Genomic DNA, 22087 nt, shown 5'->3' with positions numbered 1-22087 from the left:
CACAGTGCCGGCAGAAGGAAAAGGCGACGGTCTGGAGGCCCGTGGCGGCTCCGACGCGCAGGTCACGACCGGCCTCCCCGTGCGTGGGCGCCGGTGGCGCCGCGGTGAGCTGAACACCGCGTTCCGGATCGTCGCCTCGATCGTCATCCCGACGTTCCGGTTCTCGGCGCGCTACCACTGGCACGGCCCGAACCGCCTGCCGGCCGAGGGCGCGTTCGTGCTCGCACCGAACCACTTCACGAACATCGACCCCCTGGTCGTGGGCACCGCCGTGTACATCTCGAAGCGGGCGCCGCGGTTCCTCGCGAAGGCGTCGCTGTTCAAGGTCCCCGTGGTCGGCAAGCTCATGTCCGGCATGGGGCAGATCCCGGTCGAGCGCTCCGGCCGGACGCGCCTGAGCGACCCGCTCGGTGGCGGCCGGTCCCTGGTCGAGCAGGGCGGGGCGATCATCGTCTACCCCGAGGGCACGCTCACCCGCGACCCCGACCTGTGGCCGATGCGCGGCAAGACGGGTGCGGTGCGGATCGCGCTCGAGAACGACGTGCCGCTCATCCCGATGGCCCACTGGGGTACGCAGAACATCATGGCCAGGTACGGCAAGAAGCTCCGGCTGTTCCCGCCGTCCCGCGTCGATGTGATCATCGGTGACCCGGTCGACCTGTCGGCGTACCGCGGTCGGCAGATCGACCAGCAGATGCTCGGCGAGGCCACCGAACTCGTCATGCGCGAGATCACCGCGCTGCTCGAGGTGCTCCGTGGCGAACGGGCACCCGCGACCCGCTGGGACCCGGCGGCGAACAACCAGAAGGAGACCGGCCGGTTTGAGTGACCTCCGACCCCACGACGACCGACCAGACCCCGCCGCCGCGGCTCCGGGTGCCTTCGACACCGCCGCGATCCGGGTGGTCATGCAGTCGACCGACAAGCCCCGGGTGGCCGTGATCGGTGCCGGCAGCTGGGGCACCACGTTCGCGAAGGTGCTGGCCGAGGGCGGTGCGTCCACCGTGGTGTGGGCCCGACGCCCCGAGGTCGCGCGCGAGATCACCGAGACCAAGCGCAACTCGGACTACCTGCCCGGCATCAACCTGCCCCGCACCCTGACCGCGTCGACGTCCCTCGAGCGCGTGCTCGACGGCGCCTCGCAGGTGTACGTCTCGGTGCCCTCGCAGACCCTGCGCTCGAACCTCGCCGCGATCCGCGAGCTGCTGCCCGCCGACGTGCCGGTCGTCAGCCTCATGAAGGGCGTCGAGAAGAGCACGGGTCTGCGGATGAGCGAGGTCCTGCTGCAGGGCCTCGGCATCGACCAGGACCGCATCGCGGTGGCCAGTGGACCGAACCTGGCGCTCGAGATCGCCCGTCGGCAGCCGACCGCCGCCGTGGTGTCGTCGTCCTCGCTGGAGACCGCCACCGACGTCGCCGCCGTCGCGACGAACCCGTACTTCCGGTCGTTCATCAACACGGACGTCATCGGCACCGAGTTCGGCGGCGTGCTGAAGAACCTCATCGCCGTCGCGATCGGCATCGTCGACGGGGTCGGCTACGGCGAGAACACCAAGGCCTCGATCATCACGCGCGGCCTCGCCGAGATGACCGACTTCGCGGTGTCGCTCGGCGCGCAGTCGTCCACGCTGTCCGGGCTCGCGGGCCTCGGCGACCTCATCGCCACGTGCCAGTCACCGCTGTCGCGGAACAACACCGCCGGGCGGCTGCTCGGTCAGGGCTACCGGTTCGACGAGGTCGTCCGCCAGATGAACCAGACGGCCGAGGGGCTGGCCTCGGTCGCCCCGATCCTCGAGCTGGCCGCGGCGAACGGCGTCGACATGCCCATCGTCAGCCAGGTCGGCGAGGTCCTCGCCGGTAGGCTCGATCCGCGCAACATCGCGCCGCACCTCACCGAGACCGACGAGCCGCAGGGCGAGTGACCGGTCCCGCACCGAGTCACGAAGGGACTCCCGTGCCCACGATCCCCGAGGGAACCCCCATGCCCAGGACCACCGTCGCCGTGCTCTTCGGCGGTCGCTCGAGCGAGCACGAGATCAGCTGCGTGACCGCCGGCGGCATCATGGACGTCGTCGACCGGGCCGAGTACGACCTCGTGCCGATCGGGATCACCCAGGACGGTGCCTTCACGCTGCAGTCGGACGACCCGGCGCAGTGGACCATCCGCGACGGCGCGCTGCCGACGGTGCCCGACAACGGCACGCGGATCGCGTTCCCGACCTCGCCGGCCACCAACGAACTCGTCGTGTCCCACCCCGACGGCACCGTCACCGCGATCCCGGTCGACGTGGTGTTCCCGATCCTGCACGGCCCCTTCGGCGAGGACGGCACGATCCAGGGCCTGCTCGAGATCGCCGGGCTGCCGTACGTCGGCGACGGTGTGCTCGCGAGCGCCCTGGCGATGGACAAGCACGTCGCCAAGGCTGTCCTCGAGCACGCCGGACTCCGGGTCGCACCGTGGACCACCGTGCTCCGCCGGCAGTGGGCGGCCGACCCGGTGGACGTCGCCGAGACGATCGCCGCGCACGGCTGGCCGCTGTTCGTCAAGCCGGCTCGGGCCGGGTCGAGCATGGGTGTCTCACGCGTCGACGAGCCCTCGCAGCTGGGTGCCGCCATGGACCTGGCGTTCGAGCACGACTCCAAGGTCATCGTCGAGCCCCGTGTGATCGGGCGCGAGGTCGAGGTCGCCGTGCTCGAAGGCCGCGACGGTGTGCCGCGTACGAGCCTGCCGGGCGAGATCGTCGTGGCCGAGGACGGCTTCTACGACTTCGCCTCGAAGTACCTTGGCGGCGACGAATCGCTCCTCTGCCCGGCACCGCTGACCGAGGAGCAGACCGACGAGATCCGCTCCATCGGTGCCCGCGCGTTCGAGGCCATCGGTGGTTCGGGGCTCGCTCGTGTCGACTGCTTCCTGACCGACGACGGCTTCGTCGTGAACGAGGTCAACACGATGCCGGGCTTCACGCCGCTGTCGATGTACCCGCGCTGCTGGGCGGCGTCGGGAGTGTCCTACGGCGAGCTGATCACCGAGCTCATCGAGCTGGGACGCGTCGCCGTCCGCTGACCAGGCCGTGCTGGCCCCGTCGGCGCGCGAGCGTCAGGCGGGCGTCAGCCTTGCACGTCGTCCGGGTCGAGGCACTCGTGGCCGTCCTTCGGCAGTGACGACACGGCGTCGGACAGCTCCTGCACCACCGATGACGTGGTCTTCGTCGAGTCGACCACGACCTGCACCGCCGGTGACCGACCGAACGTCGTGAAGACGACCTGGTCGCCGCGGTCGTCGCGGATCCAGTCGACGCCGCCCTGTGAGAAGCACGGCAGGTCGGACACGGTGGGTACGGCGACGCCGCAGTGGTAGATCGCCACCTCGGGGTCGCCCCAGGCAGCGGTGGCCTGCGCGTTCGTGTTCCGCAGGTCGAACTTCGAGTCCACGGTCGCGGGCAGTCGGACCTGCACGGCGGCGCACGCCGCTGCGTTGGCCGACGGGGCGGCGGACATCGACACGGCGTTCGTGCACCCGGTCAGCCCGGCGGCGAGGGTGATCACGGCCCCCACGATCGCGAAGGTGCGAGGAGTGCGGCGCGCGGTGTCCATCGCCGTCCAGGCTACCGTTCTCGTGTGGATGCGACGGACGACGCCTGGGCTGGACCGACGGTGGGGGAGCTCGGCGAACTCGTCGTCCTCGACCGGATCACGAGCCGTCTGCCCGCGGGGACGCCGATCCTCGGCCCCGGTGACGACTGCGCTGTCGTCGCCGCTCCCGACGGCCGGTTCGTCGTGACGACGGACATGATGGTGCACGGTCCGGACTTCCGGTGGGCGTGGTCGTCGCCGACGGACATCGGCTGGAAGGCGGCCGCCACGAACCTCTCCGACGTCGCCGCGATGGGTGCTGTACCGAGCGGCCTCGTGATCGCTCTCGCCGCACCGCAGGACACCCCCGTGGCCGTCCTCGAGGGCATCGCCGACGGCTTCCGGCTCGCCGTCGACGCACTCGCGCCGGGGTGCGGGGTCGTCGGGGGAGACCTCTCCACCTCGGCGACGTTCACGGTGGCCGTCACCGCCTTCGGTGACCTGCTGGGCCGTGCGCCCGTGCTCCGGTCGGGCGCGAGCGTCGGCGACGTGGTCGCGGTGTCCGGCGAGCTCGGACGTGCCGCCCGTGGGCTGTCCCGACTGTTCCGCGACGGCATCGACGGACGGGGTGAGCCGGACCGTGCCGCGACGGTCGCGAGCGGCGCGGACCTCGACCCCGACGTCGGACGCCAGCGCCGCCCGGTGCCCCCGATCGCCGACGGGCCGCTCGCGGCCGAGGCCGGGGCCACCGCGATGCTGGACCTGTCCGACGGCCTGGCGATCGACGCCGGTCGGCTCGCCCGTGCCAGCCAGGTGACGCTCGAACTCGATGCCGCCACCGACCTCGACGAGGTCGCGCTGCACGGTGGCGAGGACCACGGACTGCTCGCCACGTTCCCGGCCGACGCGGTCCTTCCCGGGGGCTTCCGGCGCATCGGTGTCGTGCGGGAGCGCGGCGACGCGGACCTGCTGCGCGCCGGTGCCGCGGTGCCGACGACCGGCTGGGACCCCTACGCCGACTGGGACGGCGCCGCCGGCTGACCCGGCCCGGACGGTGCACCACCGTGTGGCGACAGAACACGCGTCGTTCGACTTGTGCACTGTCGCAGAGCGCGTGCACACGCGCAGAGCGCCTCAGCCGGCGGCGACGGCCTCCCACGCGATGGTCTCGCCGTAGCTGCGCTTGCTGAACGGCGCGAGCCCCGCCGGCCAGGTGGGCTCGGGGGAGCGTTTGCTCCGCTCGACCACGACGACGGCATCCGGCGTCAGCTTCGGCGCCAGGGCCTCGAGCACCTCGGCGAGCTCGTGCTCGGTGACGTCGTAGGGCGGGTCGATGAACACCAGGTCGAAGGTGCGGACGGTCCCGCGCAGGTACCCGAGCACCGGCTGCGGCTGCACGTCGATCCGGACGCCCGGCACCCGCTGCTGCACGGCCTTCGCGTTCGCCCGGCAGGCCTGCGCGGCGGCGGATGCCCGGTCGACCAGGACCACCTCGGCCGCACCGCGGGACGCCGCCTCGAGCCCGAGCGCGCCCGTCCCCGCGTACAGGTCGGCCACCGACGTGGCCTCGACGAGCCCCCGTGCCTCGAGCGACGAGAACAGCGCCTCGCGCACGCGGTCGCTCGTCGGGCGGGTGCCGGACTTCGGCACCCGGAGCGTCAGGGAGCCGGCGGCGCCGGCGATGATGCGGGTCATGCAGCCACCGTATCGGCCCGGCGGGTCCGGTCCGGTGTTCTCCACAGGCCGCTCGGGAGGCACGGGTGGGGTCGGTCGTGCCCGGTACCGTTGGAGCGTGGTCACCTCCGGAACCCCCGCTGCGCCGGCCGCGCCCGACCTCGGTCCGGCGCCGCTCGACGCGCGGCTCGCGAACGTGCTCGGCGGTCGGACGGCGACCGCGATCGAGAAGGCCTTCGGCTACCGCACGGTGGGGGAGTTCCTCGAGCACGCGCCCCGCCGCTACGCCGAGCGTGGTGCACTGACCGCCCTCGACTCGCTCGCGATCGGCGAACCCGTCACCATCGTGGCCGAGGTGGTCGACGTCCGTGAACGCACCATGCGCGCGCGCCGAGGCTCGATCCTCGAAGCGAAGATCGGCGACGGCAAGGGCCTGCTCACCCTCACGTTCTTCAACCAGGGGTGGCGCACGAAGGACCTCGTCCCCGGCGCCCGGGGCATCTTCTCCGGCAAGGTCAGCGACTACCGGGGTGCCCGGCAGCTCGCCCACCCCGACTACGAGCTGTTCGACCCCGACGACCCACGCGCCACGGCGGAGCCCGGTTCCGACGAAGCGATCCGGTGGTCGCGCCAGCCGATCCCGATCTACCCGGCGACGGCCTCGCTCACGTCGTGGCAGATCGCGAAGTCCATCGGGATCGTCCTCGACACCCTGCCGGACCTGCCCGACCCGGTGCCGGCGTCCGCGCGGTCCCGGCTCGACCTCGTGCCGTTCCGCCGTGCCCTCGAGCTGCTGCACCGCCCCGAGAAGGTCGCGGACTTCAAGCGCGCGCAGGACGCCCTGCGCTACCGCGAGGCGTTCGTGCTGCAGACCGCCCTGGTGCAGCGCCGGATCGCGGCCCGTCGCACCGCGGCCACCCCGCGCGTCGCCGCCCCCGGTGGCATCCTCGAGCGCTTCGACGCCACCCTGCCCTTCACGTTGACGGACGACCAGCGGGCCGTCGGTGCCGACATCGACCAGGACCTCGCCCACACCTGGCCCATGCACCGACTGATCCAGGGCGAGGTCGGTTCGGGCAAGACCCTCGTGGCGATCCGGGCGATGCTCACGGTGGCCGAGTCCGGCGGTCAGTCCGCGCTCATCGCCCCGACCGAGGTGCTGGCGGCCCAGCACCTGCGCTCCATCGTGAAGTTCCTCGGGCCGGACCTCGCCGCCGAGCTCCGCCCGGTGATCCTGACCGGGTCGCAGTCCACCGACGAACGTCGCCGGGCACTGCTCGCGGCGGTGTCGGGCAGCTCACGGCTGGTCGTCGGCACCCACGCGCTCCTGGGCGACCGGGTGGACTTCGCCGAGCTGGGGCTCGTGGTGGTCGACGAGCAGCACCGCTTCGGCGTCGAGCAGCGCGAGGCCCTCCGCACCAAGGGCACGACCCCGCCGCACGTGCTCGTGCTCACCGCGACGCCGATCCCGCGCACCGTCGCGATGACGGTGTTCGGCGACCTCGACGTCTCGACCATCACGGGCATGCCGTCGGGGCGCGCCGGCGTCGAGACCTTCACGGTCCCGCTGGCGGAGCACCCCGGATGGGAACCCCGGATCTGGTCCCGCATGGCCGAGGAACTCGCCAAGGGCCGCCAGGCGTTCGTCGTCTGCCCGGCCATCGACGACGCCCACACCGAGGACGACGGCGAGCCGGAGCCGGCCGAGGGCGAGGACGACACCCCGAAGCGCGCCCCGGCGACCGTGCTCGCGACCGCCGAGCGGATGCGCACCATGCCGGTGCTCGAAGGGCGCTCGATCGCGGTCCTGCACGGCCGGATGACCGCCGACGAGAAGGACCGCGTGATGACGTCCTTCGCCGCCGGCGACCTCGACGTGGTCGTCGCGACGACCGTGATCGAGGTCGGGGTCGACGTGCCGAACGCGGCGATGATGGCCGTCCTCGACGCCGACCGGTTCGGGGTCTCGCAGCTCCACCAGCTCCGCGGCCGCATCGGTCGTGGGCAGTGGGCCGGTGTCTGCCTGCTGGTCACCTCGGCCGAGCTCGAGACCACCTCGCGCGAGCGCGTCGACGCCGTGGCCGCCTCGGACGACGGGTTCGAGCTCGCCCGGGTCGACCTCGAGCTCCGACGTGAAGGCGACGTCCTGGGCGAACGGCAGTCCGGTGGGCGGTCCTCGCTCAACCTGCTCCGGGTGGTCGAGCACGCCGACCTCATCGTCGACGCGCGCGGAGAAGCGGAGCGCGTGCTCGAACCCGATCCCGAGCTCGAGGGGTCCCCGGCTCTCCGCGACGCCCTCGCCCGGCGTCTCGACGAGTCCGACGCGGCGTTCCTCGGCAAGAACTGACCCGGGGGCACAGCGTCGCGGGCGGTATCGTCGCTGCCATGGCGCAGATCGCGGTGGTCCCCGGTTCCTTCGACCCCGTCACCCTCGGGCACCTCGACGTCATCGGCCGCGCGGCCGGACTCTTCGACGAGGTGCACGTCCTCGTGGTGCACAACCCCGACAAGAAGCCGGCGATGTTCGAGGCGGTCGACCGGGTTCGGCTCATCAAGGACTCGCTGGTCGAGGTCGGCGCGCCTGCGACGGTCACGGTGGGCGAGTGGACGTCCGGGCTGCTGGTCGACTACTGCCGGCAGGTCGGGGCGAAGGTCCTGGTGAAGGGCGTGCGGTCCGGCGAGGACGTCGCATACGAGACCCCGATGGCCATCATGAACCGCCACCTGGCCGACGTCGAGACGGTGTTCCTGCTGCCCGAGGCGTCGCGGGCGCACGTGTCGAGCTCGCTGATCCGTCAGGTGTCGTCCCTCGGCGGTGACGTCACGCCCTACGTGCCGAAGACGGTCGCCGACGCGCTCGCGGCCCGCTGAGCACGCCCGCTGAGCACGCCCGCTGAGCGCGCCCGCCCAGTCCGCCCAGCACGCGCACTGCGCCCACCGCGTCCGGACACGCCTGTCGCCGCCTCGACTCTCGGCCCCGATCGCGCTAGGCTTGTCGATCGTGTCTTCCCCCGTGAACAGCCCCTACGCCCTGCGCGTGCGCGACCTCGCGCACCGGCCGGGTGAGATGCGCGAGCACTCGCTCGACATCGAGGTGCCCGACGCGATGGGGGCCGGTCTGATCGGCGTCCGACAGGGTGCCGAACTGCACATCGACGTCAAGCTCGAGGGCCTGCACGAGGGTGTCCTCGTGTCCGGACACGCTTCGGCCGACGCCACGGGGGAGTGCTCGCGCTGCCTCATCGACATCAGCGAACCGATCGAGGTCGATTTCGCCGAGCTGTTCGCGTATGATGCCTCGGAGGATTTCGACTTCTTCGTTCGCGATGACCACGTGGACACCGAACAGGTCGTTCGAGATGCGGTGGTGCTGTCGCTGCCGTTCCAGCCGGTCTGCCGACCGGACTGCCCAGGACTCGACCCGGTGACGGGCGAGCGTCTGGCCGACCTCGGCGAGCAGCCCGCTCGTCAGGTGCTGGATCCCCGCTGGGCAGCGCTCAGCGCGATCGAGCTCGACGACAGCACCGACGGTGACACCACCGCACCGAAGACCACCGAGGGCGAGGAGCGGGCCGAGACCGAGTAGGTCCCGACACCGCCAGCCCCCGTACCGACCACCGACCAACCGAAAGAGATTCACCATGGCCGTTCCCAAGCGCAAGCAGTCCCGTGCGAACACGCACGCCCGTCGTTCGCAGTGGAAGGCCACGCCGATCCAGCTCGTGAAGACGATCGAGAACGGTCAGGTCACCTACAGCCTCCCGCACCGCGCGAAGGTCGTCGAGGACTCGGCCGGCACGCCCCTGTACATGGAGTACAAGGGTCGCAAGGTCGCCGACGTCTGATCGGACCGAACGCATGACGACAACGTCCGGCGCTGCGGGGTCTCGCCCCGCGGGGCCGGACGTCGTTCGTCTGCAGGGCATCCTCGGGGCCGACATCGACCTCGAGCTGCTCCAGCTCGCCCTGACGCACCGCTCCTACGCCTACGAGCACGGGGGCATCAAGCACAACGAGCGCCTCGAGTTCCTCGGGGACTCGATCCTCGGCCAGGCCGTGACCGTGAAGCTCTACCGGTCGTTCCCCGACCTCGACGAGGGTGACCTCGCCAAGCGTCGAGCGAGCCTGGTGTCGACCGTGGCGCTGGCCGAGATCGCCCGGATGATCGGGCTCGGCCGCTACCTGCGCCTCGGCAAGGGCGAGGAACAGACCGGCGGCCGAGACAAGTCGTCGATCCTGGCCGACACCGTCGAAGCCGTCATCGGCGCGACGTACCTGTCGGCCGGCCCCGACCCGGCGACCGAGCTCGTGCTCCGTCTGGTCGAACCGCTCATGATCGACCCGGACCGCTTCGGCGCCGCGATGGACCCGAAGACGAGCCTGCAGGAGCTCGCCTCGAGCCGCTCGCTCGGCAATCCTGCGTACCGCGTCACCGAGACCGGCCCGGACCACGACAAGACCTTCATGGCGACGGTCGTCCTCCAGGGCGAGGACATCGCCACCGGCACCGGGTCGAGCAAGAAGGCTGCCGAGATGGCCGCCGCGCTCGACGCCTGGACCCGGCTGTCCGGCCGAGCGGCCTGACCGCGTGCCCGAACTCCCCGAGGTCGAGGTCGTCCGCGCCGGCCTCGAACCCGCCGTCAGCGGCGCGCGGGTCCTGCACGTCGACGTGGTCGACGACCGTGCCCTCACCCGGCACGACGGCCCCGCCGAGGACTTCGCCGACCGACTGACCGGTCGCACGATCGCCGCTGCCGTCCGCCGGGGCAAGTTCCTCTGGATGCCGCTGCAGCCCGAGCACGACGGGGACCGCCCCGAGGCACTCGTCGCCCACCTCGGCATGAGCGGGCAGATCCTGCTCGGCCGTGGTCGACCGGCGGCCAAGCACCGGCGGATCCTCATCGACGTCCAGCCCGCGGGCACCGACCGCTCGGGTGCGGCGGAGCCCCCGGTGGAACTCGAGTTCGTCGACCAGCGCACGTTCGGCTCGATGGCGATCGACGCGATGGTGCCGACGATCGACGGTGCTCCGGCCGGGTTCGGCGGGCAGGTCGACGCGATCGACCCCGATGCCGTGTGGCGCCGGTGGGTGCCCGGGCAGGTGTCGCACATCGCCCGTGACCCGCTCGACCCCGCGTTCGACGACGACCGGTTCACCGCGATGGCGCGGAAGCGGTCGAGCGGCATCAAGCGGGTGCTGCTCGACCAGGGCGTCGTGAGCGGCATCGGCAACATCTACGCCGACGAGTCGCTCTGGGCTGCGAAGCTGCACTACGACCGCGCCGCCGACCGCCTCACCCGTGCCGACCTGCGACGGCTCCTCGACGAGGTCCGCGCCATCCTGCGGCGGGCGCTCGAGGACGGCGGCACGAGCTTCGACGCCCAGTACGTCAACGTCAACGGGCAGTCGGGGTACTTCTCGCAGCGCCTGAACGTCTACGGGCAGCAGGGGAAGCCGTGTCCACGCTGCGGCACGACGATCGTGCGCGAGGCCTTCATGAACCGGTCGAGCCACATCTGCCCCGTGTGCCAACCCCGTCCCCGCGCCCGCACGCGTTAGCCTGACGCCAACCAGAGCATCCGGAGACCGCATGTACTTGAAGAGCCTGACCATCAAGGGGTTCAAGTCCTTCGCGCAGCCGACGACGTTCGCGTTCGAGCCGGGCGTGACGTGCATCGTCGGCCCGAACGGCTCCGGCAAGTCGAACGTGGTGGACGCCCTGGCCTGGGTGATGGGGGAGCAGGGGGCGAAGACCCTGCGCGGCGGCAAGATGGAGGACGTCATCTTCGCCGGCACCTCGACCCGCGGTCCGCTCGGTCGTGCTCAGGTGCTGCTGACCATCGACAACAGCGACGGCCTGCTGCCGATCGAGTACTCCGAGGTGACGATCGCGCGCACGCTGTTCCGCAACGGTGGCAGCGAGTACGCCATCAACGGCGAGAACTGCCGACTGCTCGACGTGCAGGAGCTGCTGAGCGACACCGGCCTCGGCCGTGAGATGCACGTCATCGTCGGGCAGGGGCAGCTCGACAAGGTGCTGCACGCCACCCCCGAGGACCGCCGCGGCTTCATCGAGGAGGCCGCGGGGATCCTGAAGCACCGCCGTCGCAAGGAGAAGACCCTCCGCAAGCTCGACGCGATGCAGACGAACCTGACCCGCCTGTCCGACCTGGCCGGTGAGATCCGGCGGCAGCTGAAGCCCCTCGGGCGCCAGGCCGAGGTCGCGCGCAAGGCCCAGTCGGTCGCCGCGGTCTTCCGCGACGCCAAGGCCCGAATCCTGGCCGACGACGTGGTGCGCCTGCGCCGCGAGCTGCACGACCACCAGGAGGTCGAGGCGGGCCGCAAGTCCGAGCGCATCGTCCTGACCGAGCGGCTCGACCAGACCCGGGTGCGCCAGCAGCACGTCGAGCAGAGCATGGTCGGCGACGACGTCGACCGCGCCCGCACCGTGGTGCACCGGCTCGAGAGCGTGCAGGAGCGCCTCCGCGGCCTGTCGAGCCTGGCGAACCAGCGCCTGATGTTCCTCGCGCAGCAGGCCGACGCCCCGCAGCAGGGCCCGACCGTCACCCAGGAGCAGGTCGCCGGGGTCCGTGCCGAGGCAGACCGCCTCGCCGCCCGCGCCGACGACATGCAGGGCGGCTCGGCGACGACCGCCCGCGCGGTGCAGGACGCACGCGCCGCGCTGGACGCCCTGGACGAACGCATCGCCGCCCAGGCTGCCCGGGTTGCGCAGCACGACCTCGAGGCGCAGCGGCTCGCCAGCGCCGTCGACGTCGCCCGGTCGAAGCGCGGTTCCGCCGTAGCCGACCGCGAGCGGCGGGAGCGGGCTCTGGCCGAGGCCGGGGAGCGTGCCGAGCGTGCCGCGGCGGCCCTCGCCGAACTCGGTGTCGACCCGTCCGAGGGCGTCGACGAGTCCGCGCTGGCGCAGACCCTGGAGCAGGCGCGCGCCGAGCTCGAACGGGCCCAGACCACGCGCGACGAGCAGCGCGACCGCCTCCACGCCCTCGAACGCGAGCGGGACGCCCTCGACGCCCGGGTCACCGCGCTCGGCATGTCGATCGAGGTCCGCCACGGTTCGCAGGCCCTGATCGACGCCGGTCGCGCGGGCATCGTCGGTCGCCTGGCCGACAGCCTGACGGTGTCGCCCGGGTTCGAGGCCGCGATCGCCACCGCACTCGAGGGACTCGCCGACGCCGTCCTCGCCGACGACCGCGGTGCGGCGCTCGACGCCGTCGACCACGCCCGCGCTGCTGACCTCGGCCGGATCGACGTCGTCGTCGCGGACGCCGCGGCCGTCACCACCGCCCTGCCCGAGACCCTGCCGGCCGGCGTCCGCCGTGCCACCGACCTGGTGCAGGGACCGCCGGCGCTCGCGTCGATCCTGCGCGACACGCTGGTCGCGGAGACCGACGACCTCGACCTGGAGGCCGTGCTCACCGCCGCCCCGCACGCCACGGTGGTCACGCGGTCCGGCGACCTCGTCCGTGCGGTCCGCGTGACCGGTGGCGGGGAGCGCGTGACCTCGCGCATCGAGCTCGTCGCGGAGCGCGACGACGCCGTGACGCGACGCGACGCGATCGCGACCGACGCCGAGGACGCGGCCACGGGCCTCCAGGCCGCGCGCAGCGCCGTCGAGGACGCACGCCGCCGTGCGGACGAGGCCGACGCAGCATCCCGCGCGTACACGCGGGCGAAGGCCGAGTACGACCGCACGAGCGCATCGACGCGGGCGAAGGCGGAGAACGCCGCGGCCGAAGTCGAGCGGCTGCGTGCCGCACTGGCCGAGACCGACGGCGCTGTCGAGACCGCCGAGGCGGTGCTGGCCGAGGCCGAGTCGGCGCACCGGGCCTTCACCGAGCAGGAGCGTCCCGTGGTCGACGCGTCCGAGCGTCCCGCGCTGCAGGACGCGCTCGAGACCGCACGGGCCGCCGAGGTCGAGCAGCGGATCCAGGTGGAGACCGTGCGTGAGCGGGTGCGCGCCGAACGGAACCGCGCCGACCAGCTCGAACGCCAGCTCGAGGCCGAGCGCGCCGCCGCCGAGGAGGCCGCCCGGCTCGCCGTCATCCGACGCGGCCAGATCCGGACCGCGGAAGCCGTGCTCGCCGACCTGCCCAGGGTGCTCGGTGCGGTCGACCGTTCGCTGGCCGAGGCCCGGGTGCAGCTGGCGACGGAGGAAGCCGAGCGGTCGAAGCGCAACACCGAGCTGCAGACCATCCGCAACGAGGAGCGCGAACTGCGCGACCGCCTGCAGACCATCACCGACGGCGTGCACTCGCTCGAGATGGAGATCTACGAGAAGAAACTGCACGTGTCCGGTGTCCTCGACCGGGCGCAGAGCGAGCTCGGGCTGTCCGAGGCCGTGCTGGTGGCCGAGTACGGGCCGCACGTGCCGGTGCCCGTCGACGTGCTCGTGGACCCGCGGGTGCGCGCGCGGAAGCACCGTGAGGCGGAGCGCGCAGCCGTGGCCGCCGCGGCCGAAGCCGCGGGCGTGACCGAACCGGAGGCACCGGAAGAAGCAACTGCAGAAGCAGGTCCCGACGCCGACGACCTTGCCCTCGTCGACGCGGAGTCCACGCTGCCCGGCGGCCCCGCCCTGCCCGAGTTCGACACCACCGACGAGGTCGACCCCGCCGACGTCGAGACCGTGCCCTACGTCCGTGCCGAGCAGGAGCGCCGGCTCAAGGCCGCGGAGCGCGACCTCGGGCAGCTCGGCAAGGTGAACCCGCTCGCGCTCGAGGAGTTCCAGGCGCTCGAGCAGCGGCACGCGTTCCTCGCCGAGCAGCTCGAGGACCTGCAGAAGACCCGGACGGACCTGCTGACGATCATCGACGAGCTCGACACGAAGATGCAGACGATCTTCGAGTCCGCGTTCAACGACACGAAGGAAGCGTTCGACGTCATCTTCCCGATCCTGTTCCCGGGCGGCTCGGGGTCGATCAACCTGACCGACCCGACCGACCTGCTCGGCACCGGGATCGACGTGCAGGTGAAGCCCGCCGGCAAGAAGATCGACCGCCTGACCCTGCTGTCCGGCGGCGAGCGGTCCCTGGCGGCGGTGGCGCTCCTCGTCGCGATCTTCACCGCGCGACCGTCGCCGTTCTACATCATGGACGAGGTCGAGGCGGCGCTCGACGACGCCAACCTCGGCCGCCTGCTGACCGTGTTCGAGCGGCTCCGCGAGTCGTCCCAGCTCATCGTCATCACGCACCAGAAGCGCACGATGGAGATCGCCGACGCCCTGTACGGGGTGTCGATGCGGCAGGACGGCGTCTCCGCAGTCGTCGGGCAGCGGGTGCAGAAGCGCGAGCCGGCGGACGCGGTCGCGTAGGCGCCCTGGTCGCGACCACGACAGACGACAGACGGCAGACGACAGACGGGAGGCGCGGTGCCAGCTGGCACCGCGCCTCCCGTTCTGTCAGGTGCGTCCGGACAGGACGCCGGGTCGCTACGCGCGACCGCGGATCGTCCGGAGCAGCCAGCCGATGACCGCCAGCAGGATGAGCACGATGCCCACCCAGAGCAGGAACTTCAGCGCACCGACGAAGATGCCGCTGAAGAGCAGGACGAGGCCGACGATGATCGCGATGATCAGCAGTGCGGGCATGAGGGTCTCCTATCCCTGGAACGAGACCGAGCAGATGCCCGGACCGTCAGGGACGCTACTCCTCGGCGTGCCGACGCGTTCGCTCAGCCGACGAGGTTCTGCACGAACACGTGCGGCGTGAAGCCCGTCAGGTCGTTGATGCCCTCGCCCTGCCCGATGAGCTTGATCGGGATGCCGGTCTTCTCCTGCACGCTCAGCACGAACCCGGCCTTGGCCGAGCCGTCGAGCTTCGTGATGACGAGGCCGGTCACACCGGCGCCCTCGATGAAGGCCTGGGCCTGGGCGAGTCCGTTCTGGCCCGTCGTCGCGTCGAGGACGAGCAGGACCTCGCTGATCTCGGTCTGCTTCTCGACCACGCGCTTGATCTTGGTGAGCTCGTCCATCAGGCCGGCCTTGGTGTGCAGCCGCCCGGCGGTGTCGATGACGACGATCTCGGTCTGGTCGCGGATCGCCTTCTCGACGGTCTGGTACGCCACCGACGCCGGGTCCTGCCCGGGCTGCGACGGACGGACGACGTCGACCCCGGCGCGCTGGGCCCACGTGGCGACCTGTTCGACCGCCGCGGCACGGAACGTGTCCGCCGCCCCGACGAGCACCGTGCGGTCGTAGGTCTTCAGGAACTTGGCGAACTTGCCGATCGTCGTGGTCTTGCCGACGCCGTTCACCCCGACGACGAGCACCACGGCGGGCCGCGCGCTGAGCTTCAGGGTGGTGTCGAGCTTGGAGAGCCGTTCCTCGAGGACCTCGCGGAGCATGCGCTGCAGGTCGGCGGGGTCGGTCGTGCCGTACCGGTCGACGCGGGCGTGCAGGTCCTCGATGATCTCCTCGGAGATGTCGGGCCCGAAGTCGGCGCCGATGAGGGCGGTCTCGAGGTCCTCCCACGTGGTCTCGTCGATCGTCTTGCGCTGGAAGAGGCCGCGCAGCCGTGTGGACAGTGACCAAGAACTCGCCATGCTCCCAGCTTAGAGCGCGGCACATGTCCGCTGTGCCCGGTATGCTCGGGATCACGAAGGGGAGTATTCCCTCTCGGTGACCCCGTCAGTACGGTCCGGAACGATCCGGCCCCGGGGCGCCGGTCGTGCGGCACCGGTTCCGGTGCCGAGCGACGGAAGAGACCTTCAGGCCTCGGCGTACCCGCACAGCAGCGGCGCGCCCTACCTGAAGGAAACCGTGGACGTCCCACTCTTCGTCTGGCTCATCACGATCGCCGGCATCCTCGCGCTGCTGGTGTTCGACTTCTACTCGCACGTGCGTACGCCGCACGTGCCCCAGATCCGCGAATCCGCGTTCTGGTCGGCCTTCTACATCGGCTTGGCGATCCTGTTCGGCATCGGGATCCTGGTGTTCGGCGGCGGGCAGGCCGGTGGCGAGTACTTCGCCGGCTGGCTGACCGAGAAGGCGTTGTCGGTCGACAACCTCTTCGTCTTCCTCATCATCATGTCGAGCTTCGCCGTGCCGAAGGAGTTCCAGCAGAAGGTCCTGCTGGTCGGCGTCGCGATCGCGCTCGTCGCCCGCGGTGTCTTCATCGCCCTCGGCGTCACGATCATCGAGAACTTCTCGTGGGTCTTCTACCTGTTCGGTGCGCTGCTGTTCTGGCTCGCCTGGTCGCAGGCCCGCAGCGGCAACGACCACGGCAGCGAGGGTGAATCCCGGCTCATCCGGATCCTCAAGCGCATCATCCCGACCTCGGACCACTACGACGGCGACCGCCTGACCACCCGCGTCGACGGCAAGCGGCTGTTCACCCCGATGCTGCTCGTCATGGTCGCCATCGGCCTGACCGACGTGCTGTTCGCGCTCGACTCGATCCCCGCGATCTTCGGGCTGACGCAGGACGCCTTCATCGTGTTCACGGCGAACGCGTTCTCGCTGCTCGGTCTCCGGCAGCTGTACTTCCTGATCGCCGGGCTGCTCGAGCGCCTCATCTACCTGGGTCAGGGCCTGGCCGTCATCCTGGCGTTCATCGGTGTGAAGCTCGTCTTCCACGCCATGCACGTCAACGAGCTGCCCTTCATCAACGGTGGCGAGCACATCGAGTGGGCGCCGGAGATCCCGATCTGGTTCTCGCTGGGCTTCATCGCGCTGACGATCGCGGTCGCCACGACCGCGTCGCTGGTGGTCTCGAAGCGCCGCCAGGAGCGCGGGCTCACCCCCACCGGCCAGCCGAAGGAGTCGGTCGAGGCCGACGCGAAGTAGTCGTCACCACCTGACGGACCGGAGGCGCGGTGCCAGCTGGCGCCGCGCCTCCTGTCCGTCACCGTGTCGGCCGGACGCATGGAGTTTCGGCCTGAGCGACAGTTCACGTGCTCCGCAGCCCGTGAAGTGTCGCTCAGCGCGAAACGCCGGCCGCCGAGCCGCGCGAGCCGCGCGAGCGTCAGACGGCCTGGCGACCAGGGGCCGCGTCGAGCAGGTGGGCCAGGTGCTCGGGCACCGAGCCGCCACGGGCCACCGTTGCCCGAGCCCACAGCCGGCCCGCGCGGTACGACGACCGGACCAGCGGTCCGGCGAGCACCCCGGCGAAGCCCATCTGCTCGGCGACCTGGCGGAGCTCGACGAACTCCTCCGGCTTGACCCAGCGCGCGACCGGCAGGTGCCGGGGCGACGGACGGAGGTACTGCGTCAGCGTGATGATGTCCGTGCCCGCGTCGTAGAGCCGCTGCAGGGCGTCCTCGATCTCGATGCGCTCCTCGCCCATGCCGAGGATCAGGTTCGACTTCGTGACGAGTCCGGCGTCGCGGCCCTGGGTGATGACGTCGAGGGACCGTTCGAACGTGAACGCCGGCCGGATCCGCTTGAAGATCCGCGGGACGGTCTCGACGTTGTGGGCGAAGACCTCGGGACGGGCGTCGAACACCGGGCCGAGCTGGTCCGGTCGCCCGTTGAAGTCCGGCACCAGGATCTCGACGCCGGTGCCGGGGGAGTGTTCGTGGATCGCCCGGATGGTCTCGGCGTAGAGCCAGGAGCCGCCGTCGGGCAGGTCGTCGCGGGCGACGCCGGTCACGGTCGCGTACCGCAGCCCCATCTCCGCCACGGAGTCCGCGACCCGGCGGGGCTCGTCGCGGTCGAGCGGTTCCGGCTTGCCGGTGTCGATCTGGCAGAAGTCGCAGCGACGGGTGCACTGCGAGCCGCCGATCAGGAAGGTGGCCTCGCGGTCCTCCCAGCACTCGAAGATGTTCGGGCAGCCGGCCTCCTGGCAGACCGTGTGCAGCTGCTTGTCGCGCACCAGGCTCGACAGCTCGCGGAACTCCGGGCCCTGCGTGGCACGGGTCTTGATCCACGCGGGCTTCGTCTCGATCGGGGTCTCGGCGTTCCGGGCCTCGACCCGGAGCATGCGGCGGCCTTCGGGGGCGAGGGTCATACGAGGGTCTCCTGTGGGGCGGGCGCGGTGCTGGTGCTCGTGCTGGTGCTGGGGGTCGTCGTGCTGATCCGGTGGCCGCTGTGCATGCCGTCGACGGCCTGTTGGACGCCGTGCGCTACCAGGGGTGCGAGGTCGTCGACGGTCACGGGAGCGAGCCCCACGTGCGCCGCCGCGGCGCTCAGCGTCGTGACCCCGGCGTCGGCGATGCCGCACGGGACGATCGCGGCGTAGGCGTCGAGGGCGTTGTCGCAGTTGATCGCGATGCCGTGGCTCGTCACGCCCTCGGCGACGTGCAGGCCGATCGCGCCGACCTTGGCGGCGGAGGAGCCGTTCGTGCCCGGCACCCAGGCGCCGCTGCGACCCGCGACCCGTTCGGCGTGCACCCCGACGGCAGCCGCGGCGTCGATGACGACCTGCTCCAGGTCGCGCACCCAGGCGACGACGTCGAGGGGTTCGGCGAGCCGGACGATCGGGTAGGCGACCAGCTGCCCCGGGCCGTGCCAGGTGATGCGCCCGCCACGGTCGGTGTCGACGACCGGGGCGCCGTTCGTCGGCAGGTCGGACGGTTCGGTGCGGCGTCCGGCGGTGTACACGGACCGGTGCTCGCACAGCACGAGGGCCCCGGGGGAACGGCCGGCGACGACGTCGGTGTGCAGGTCCCGCTGCAGGGCGAGGCCGTCCGAGTAGTCGAGGAGGCCGTGGTGGCGGACGATCTCGAGTTCCGGCATGGGCCGAGCGTACGACAGTTTCTGGACGGCGTCCAACAACCTGATGGGGGTCTCGACGACCATCGAGCTGTCCCGGCGAAGCCACCGCGACCCGCCGGGTACGGCTCCGCTGCGTGCACCGCTCGAACTGACCGAGGGTGTCCTCCTGCGGTGAACGGACCGGTGTCGTCGGCGGGAGCCTTGTAGAATCGACGGATCATGGCGCAATTCGGTTCACTCTCCGATCGGCTGACCGAGACCTTCCGCAATCTGCGGAGCAAGGGTCGGCTGACTCCGTCCGACGTCGACGGCACCGTCCGCGAGATCCGGCGGGCGCTCCTCGACGCCGACGTCGCGCTCGAGGTCGTCAAGGCGTTCACCGCATCGGTGCGCGAGCGTGCCCTCTCCGACGAGGTCAACCGCGCGCTCAACCCGGCGCAGCAGGTCGTCCAGATCGTCAACGAGGAACTCGTCGGCATCCTGGGCGGGCAGCAGCGACGGCTCGAGTTCGCGAAGAAGCCGCCGACGGTCATCATGCTCGCGGGTCTGCAGGGTGCCGGTAAGACCACCCTCGCGGGCAAGCTCGGCAAGTGGCTCAAGAAGGACGGCCACACCCCGATGCTCGTCGCGGCGGACCTCCAGCGTCCGAACGCCGTGCAGCAGCTGCAGGTCGTCGGCGAGCAGGCCGGCGTGCACGTGTTCGCGCCCGAGCCCGGCAACGGTGTCGGCGACCCGGTCAAGGTTGCCAAGAACGCCATCAAGGCCGCGATCGACCAGCAGTACGACACCGTCATCGTCGACACCGCCGGTCGACTCGGTGTCGACGCCGAGCTGATGAAGCAGGCCGCGAACATCCGCAAGGCCGTCGACCCGGACGAGGTCCTGTTCGTCATCGACGCGATGATCGGTCAGGACGCCGTCAACACGGCCCGCGCCTTCCAGGAAGGCGTCGACTTCACCGGTGTCGTGCTCTCGAAGCTCGACGGTGACGCCCGTGGTGGTGCTGCCCTGTCGGTGGCCAGCGTGACCGGCCGTCCGATCATGTTCGCGTCGACGGGTGAATCGCTCGACGACTTCGAGCCCTTCCACCCGGACCGCATGGCGAGCCGCATCCTCGACCTCGGCGACATCCTGTCCCTCATCGAGCAGGCGCAGGGCGCCTTCGACGAGGAAGAGGCACGCAAGGTCGCGGACAAGATCGCGACCGACAACTTCACGCTGAACGACTTCCTGCAGCAGATGCAGCAGCTCCGCAAGGCCGGCTCCATCAAGGGCATGCTCGGCATGCTCCCGGGAGCCAAGGGCATGCGCGAGGCGCTCGACAACTTCGACGAGCGCGAGATCGTCCGCACCGAGGCGATCATCCAGTCGATGACGCCCCAGGAGCGCGAGCTCCCGAAGCTCCTGAACGGTTCGCGTCGTCTGCGCATCGCGCGCGGTGCCGGATCGACGGTCACCGAGGTCAACGCCCTGGTCAACCGCTTCGAGCAGGCCGCCAAGATGATGAAGACCGTCGCCCGCGGTGGTGTGCCGCAGATGCCGGGCATGGGTCCGATCCCGGGCATGCACGGCGGCAAGAAGCAGCAGCAGGGCGGCAAGAAGAAGTCGAAGGTGGGCAACCCCGCCAAGCGCGCGGCCTTGGCTGCCGGCGCGGCGGCTGCGCCGCAGCAGGCCCCGCAGGGGTCCGGCCTCGGCCTCGGGGGCGCCAAGGGCGGCAAGGCACCGACCGAGGAAGAGCTCGCGTCGCTCCAGAAGTTCCTGGGTCGCTGACGCGGCTCGCGATCGCGACCACCTGACGGACGGGAGGCCCGGTGCCAGCTGGCACCGGGCCTCCCGTCCGTCGTCCGGTCGCGTCGCGACGTTCCTTCCCATCGCACGCGCGATGGAAAGTGGAATCGGGCGAGCCTGGTCGAAAGAAACGACCAGGTACGCCCGATCCGACCATGTATGCCCGGGGCGGTCCGGTCGCGGCTAGAGCGCTTCGCGGAACTCGGTGACCAGGTGGCGGACCACGGCGCGCAGGTCGCCGCCGTTCTCCTGCGCGACCTGCAGCTGCCGCTGGTACGAGGCGCCGCGCTCGATCATCGTGTCGAGGTGGTGCAGCTCGTCGAGGCAGCCGAGCCGTTCGGCGATCGGGTCGAGCCGCTGCACCAGGTCGTGCACCTCGTCGGTCACGAGCCGCTCGTCGCCGGCGACGTTCGTGATGATCTCGGCCTCCATGCCGTAGCGGGCCGCGCGCCACTTGTTCTCGCGGATGAACCACGGCTGCATGGTGGGCAGGGTCTCACCGGCGTCGAGCCGGTCCGAGCAGGCGGTGACCAGGCACTGCACGAGCGCGGTGACGGCGCCGACCTCGTGCAGGGTCGAGATGCCGTCGGAGACCCGGTTCTCCAGGGTGCCCCAGCCCGGCGACGGTCGGATGTCCCAGCGCAGGTCCTTCACGCCGTCGATGACGCCGGTGTGCGTGAGGTCGCCGACGACCTCTTCGAAGTTCGCCCAGGCGCCGAGCTGCGGCGGGAGCCCGCCGGTCGGGAGCTGCTGGAACATCAGGGCGCGGTTCGAGGCGTACCCGGTGTCGGTGCCACCCCAGAACGGGCTCGACGCGGTGAACGCCTGCAGGTGCGGGACGTACGCGAGCATCGCGTTCATGATCGGGACCGCCTTGTCGCGGTCGTCGATGCCGACGTGCACGTGCACGCCCCAGATGAGCATCTGGCGTCCCCACCAGCGGGTGCGGTCGATCAGGGTCGTGTAGTGCTCGCTGTCCGGGGTGATCTCCTGCTGGTCCCACACCGCGAACGGGTGCGTGCCCGAGCACATCACCTGGGCGTCGAGCGGTTCGGCGGCGTCGATGACCTCGCCGATGATGCCGGACAGCTCGCTCGTCGCAGCCCCCACCCGGTCGTGGACGCTCGAGACGACCTCGACCGTGTTGGTCAGCAGCTCCTCGGTGACGCGGTCGTGGTCACCGAGCCGCTCGTGCACGGCGGCGATGACGGCGGGGGCGCGGGGAGCGAGGTCGCCGGTGGACCGGTCGACCAGGGGGAGTTCCCACTCGACGCCGATGGTCGACGGGCGGGACTCGGTGAAGCGGATGTCCATGCCGTCCATCCTGCCCGGGTCCTTGTCGGACACGCACAACGAAGCGCTGTCCCGATCGTGCGGATCGT

The 22087-nt window shown here is 71.2% G+C and carries 21 protein-coding genes; 14 read left to right on the top strand and 7 right to left on the bottom strand.

Annotated elements, in window-relative coordinates; translation table 11 throughout:
* Positions 1 to 4 precede the first annotated feature (4 nt).
* The 3 genes from DEJ20_RS11670 to DEJ20_RS11660 all read left to right on the top strand — a co-directional run bounded on the left by DEJ20_RS11670 (position 5) and on the right by DEJ20_RS11660 (position 3064).
* Positions 5 to 829 carry a lysophospholipid acyltransferase family protein gene (locus tag DEJ20_RS11670; protein ID WP_111047099.1) on the top strand — a complete coding sequence of 275 codons (825 nt, stop codon included), beginning with the start codon at positions 5 to 7 and terminating at the stop codon, positions 827 to 829.
* Between the two features lie 79 nt (positions 830 to 908).
* Entirely contained in the window at positions 909 to 1922 is a 1014-nt protein-coding gene (locus tag DEJ20_RS11665) for an NAD(P)H-dependent glycerol-3-phosphate dehydrogenase (protein ID WP_031259730.1), read from the top strand.
* A gap of 59 nt (positions 1923 to 1981) precedes the next feature.
* A complete protein-coding gene (locus DEJ20_RS11660; RefSeq protein WP_111236507.1) occupies positions 1982 to 3064 on the top strand; it encodes a D-alanine--D-alanine ligase family protein in 1083 nt (360 codons plus the stop codon).
* A 44-nt stretch (positions 3065 to 3108) separates the two neighbouring features.
* On the opposite strand, the gene DEJ20_RS11655 is transcribed toward DEJ20_RS11660, so the two are convergent.
* Positions 3109 to 3594, bottom strand: coding sequence for a DUF3515 family protein (locus tag DEJ20_RS11655; protein ID WP_111236506.1), 486 nt, complete (start codon positions 3592 to 3594; stop codon positions 3109 to 3111).
* Positions 3595 to 3618: 24 nt separating this feature from the next.
* Between DEJ20_RS11655 and thiL the strand changes: the two genes are divergently transcribed.
* The gene (gene thiL / locus DEJ20_RS11650) at positions 3619 to 4614 is read left to right on the top strand and encodes a thiamine-phosphate kinase (RefSeq protein WP_111236505.1); all 996 of its coding nucleotides are present in this window, start codon (positions 3619 to 3621) and stop codon (positions 4612 to 4614) included.
* Between the two features lie 93 nt (positions 4615 to 4707).
* Here the strand turns inward: thiL and DEJ20_RS11645 are convergent, their stop codons facing one another.
* Positions 4708 to 5268 carry an RsmD family RNA methyltransferase gene (locus tag DEJ20_RS11645; RefSeq protein WP_111236504.1) on the bottom strand — a complete coding sequence of 187 codons (561 nt, stop codon included), beginning with the start codon at positions 5266 to 5268 and terminating at the stop codon, positions 4708 to 4710.
* A 97-nt stretch (positions 5269 to 5365) separates the two neighbouring features.
* Between DEJ20_RS11645 and DEJ20_RS11640 the strand changes: the two genes are divergently transcribed.
* The 7 genes from DEJ20_RS11640 (at position 5366) to DEJ20_RS11610 (ending at position 14576) form a co-directional block, all read left to right on the top strand.
* On the top strand, positions 5366 to 7594 hold the full coding sequence (locus DEJ20_RS11640; RefSeq protein WP_258377265.1) for an ATP-dependent DNA helicase RecG: 2229 nt from the start codon (positions 5366 to 5368) through the stop codon (positions 7592 to 7594).
* Between the two features lie 38 nt (positions 7595 to 7632).
* A complete protein-coding gene (gene coaD / locus DEJ20_RS11635; RefSeq protein WP_111029143.1) occupies positions 7633 to 8118 on the top strand; it encodes a pantetheine-phosphate adenylyltransferase in 486 nt (161 codons plus the stop codon).
* Between the two features lie 142 nt (positions 8119 to 8260).
* Entirely contained in the window at positions 8261 to 8833 is a 573-nt protein-coding gene (locus DEJ20_RS11630) for a YceD family protein (RefSeq protein WP_071405664.1), read from the top strand.
* A 55-nt stretch (positions 8834 to 8888) separates the two neighbouring features.
* On the top strand, positions 8889 to 9092 hold the full coding sequence (gene rpmF, locus DEJ20_RS11625) for a 50S ribosomal protein L32 (protein WP_017888273.1): 204 nt from the start codon (positions 8889 to 8891) through the stop codon (positions 9090 to 9092).
* A gap of 13 nt (positions 9093 to 9105) precedes the next feature.
* A complete protein-coding gene (gene rnc, locus DEJ20_RS11620) occupies positions 9106 to 9831 on the top strand; it encodes a ribonuclease III (protein ID WP_173034235.1) in 726 nt (241 codons plus the stop codon).
* A gap of 4 nt (positions 9832 to 9835) precedes the next feature.
* A complete protein-coding gene (gene mutM / locus DEJ20_RS11615; RefSeq protein ID WP_071405663.1) occupies positions 9836 to 10807 on the top strand; it encodes a bifunctional DNA-formamidopyrimidine glycosylase/DNA-(apurinic or apyrimidinic site) lyase in 972 nt (323 codons plus the stop codon).
* Between the two features lie 31 nt (positions 10808 to 10838).
* Positions 10839 to 14576 carry an AAA family ATPase gene (locus tag DEJ20_RS11610; protein WP_111236503.1) on the top strand — a complete coding sequence of 1246 codons (3738 nt, stop codon included), beginning with the start codon at positions 10839 to 10841 and terminating at the stop codon, positions 14574 to 14576.
* A gap of 117 nt (positions 14577 to 14693) precedes the next feature.
* Here DEJ20_RS11610 and DEJ20_RS11605 read toward each other — a convergent pair whose 3' ends face one another.
* Together DEJ20_RS11605 and ftsY are read right to left on the bottom strand one after the other, a co-directional pair.
* Entirely contained in the window at positions 14694 to 14852 is a 159-nt protein-coding gene (locus DEJ20_RS11605; protein ID WP_171907827.1) for a hypothetical protein, read from the bottom strand.
* 83 nt (positions 14853 to 14935) lie between these two features.
* A complete protein-coding gene (ftsY, locus tag DEJ20_RS11600; RefSeq protein ID WP_017888268.1) occupies positions 14936 to 15805 on the bottom strand; it encodes a signal recognition particle-docking protein FtsY in 870 nt (289 codons plus the stop codon).
* A 217-nt stretch (positions 15806 to 16022) separates the two neighbouring features.
* Here ftsY and DEJ20_RS11595 point away from each other — a divergent pair, with 217 nt between their 5' ends.
* Positions 16023 to 17048, top strand: a complete 1026-nt coding sequence (locus DEJ20_RS11595) for a TerC family protein (RefSeq protein WP_111236502.1) — start codon at positions 16023 to 16025, stop codon at positions 17046 to 17048.
* A 178-nt stretch (positions 17049 to 17226) separates the two neighbouring features.
* Here the strand turns inward: DEJ20_RS11595 and lipA are convergent, their stop codons facing one another.
* A complete protein-coding gene (lipA, locus tag DEJ20_RS11590; RefSeq protein ID WP_111236501.1) occupies positions 17227 to 18210 on the bottom strand; it encodes a lipoyl synthase in 984 nt (327 codons plus the stop codon).
* The gene (gene lipB / locus DEJ20_RS11585) at positions 18207 to 18938 is read right to left on the bottom strand and encodes a lipoyl(octanoyl) transferase LipB (RefSeq protein ID WP_111236500.1); all 732 of its coding nucleotides are present in this window, start codon (positions 18936 to 18938) and stop codon (positions 18207 to 18209) included. Before lipB ends, lipA begins: the two co-directional genes overlap by 4 nt.
* Between lipB and DEJ20_RS11580 the strand changes: the two genes are divergently transcribed.
* On the top strand, positions 18937 to 19092 hold the full coding sequence (locus tag DEJ20_RS11580) for a hypothetical protein (RefSeq protein WP_181431641.1): 156 nt from the start codon (positions 18937 to 18939) through the stop codon (positions 19090 to 19092). The genes lipB and DEJ20_RS11580 overlap by 2 nt on opposite strands.
* 44 nt (positions 19093 to 19136) lie before the next feature.
* Positions 19137 to 20687, top strand: coding sequence for a signal recognition particle protein (gene ffh / locus DEJ20_RS11575; protein ID WP_027465889.1), 1551 nt, complete (start codon positions 19137 to 19139; stop codon positions 20685 to 20687).
* A gap of 201 nt (positions 20688 to 20888) precedes the next feature.
* Here the strand turns inward: ffh and DEJ20_RS11570 are convergent, their stop codons facing one another.
* Positions 20889 to 22028: a glutamate--cysteine ligase gene (locus tag DEJ20_RS11570; RefSeq protein WP_181431646.1), complete on the bottom strand. Its 1140-nt coding sequence runs from the start codon at positions 22026 to 22028 to the stop codon at positions 20889 to 20891.
* Positions 22029 to 22087: the final 59 nt, after the last annotated feature.

The organism is Curtobacterium sp. MCSS17_005, assembly GCF_003234225.2.
Classification (GTDB): domain Bacteria; phylum Actinomycetota; class Actinomycetes; order Actinomycetales; family Microbacteriaceae; genus Curtobacterium; species Curtobacterium flaccumfaciens.
The sequence above is the reverse complement of the archived record's forward strand: the minus strand, read 5'-3'. Positions and strand labels throughout refer to the sequence as shown.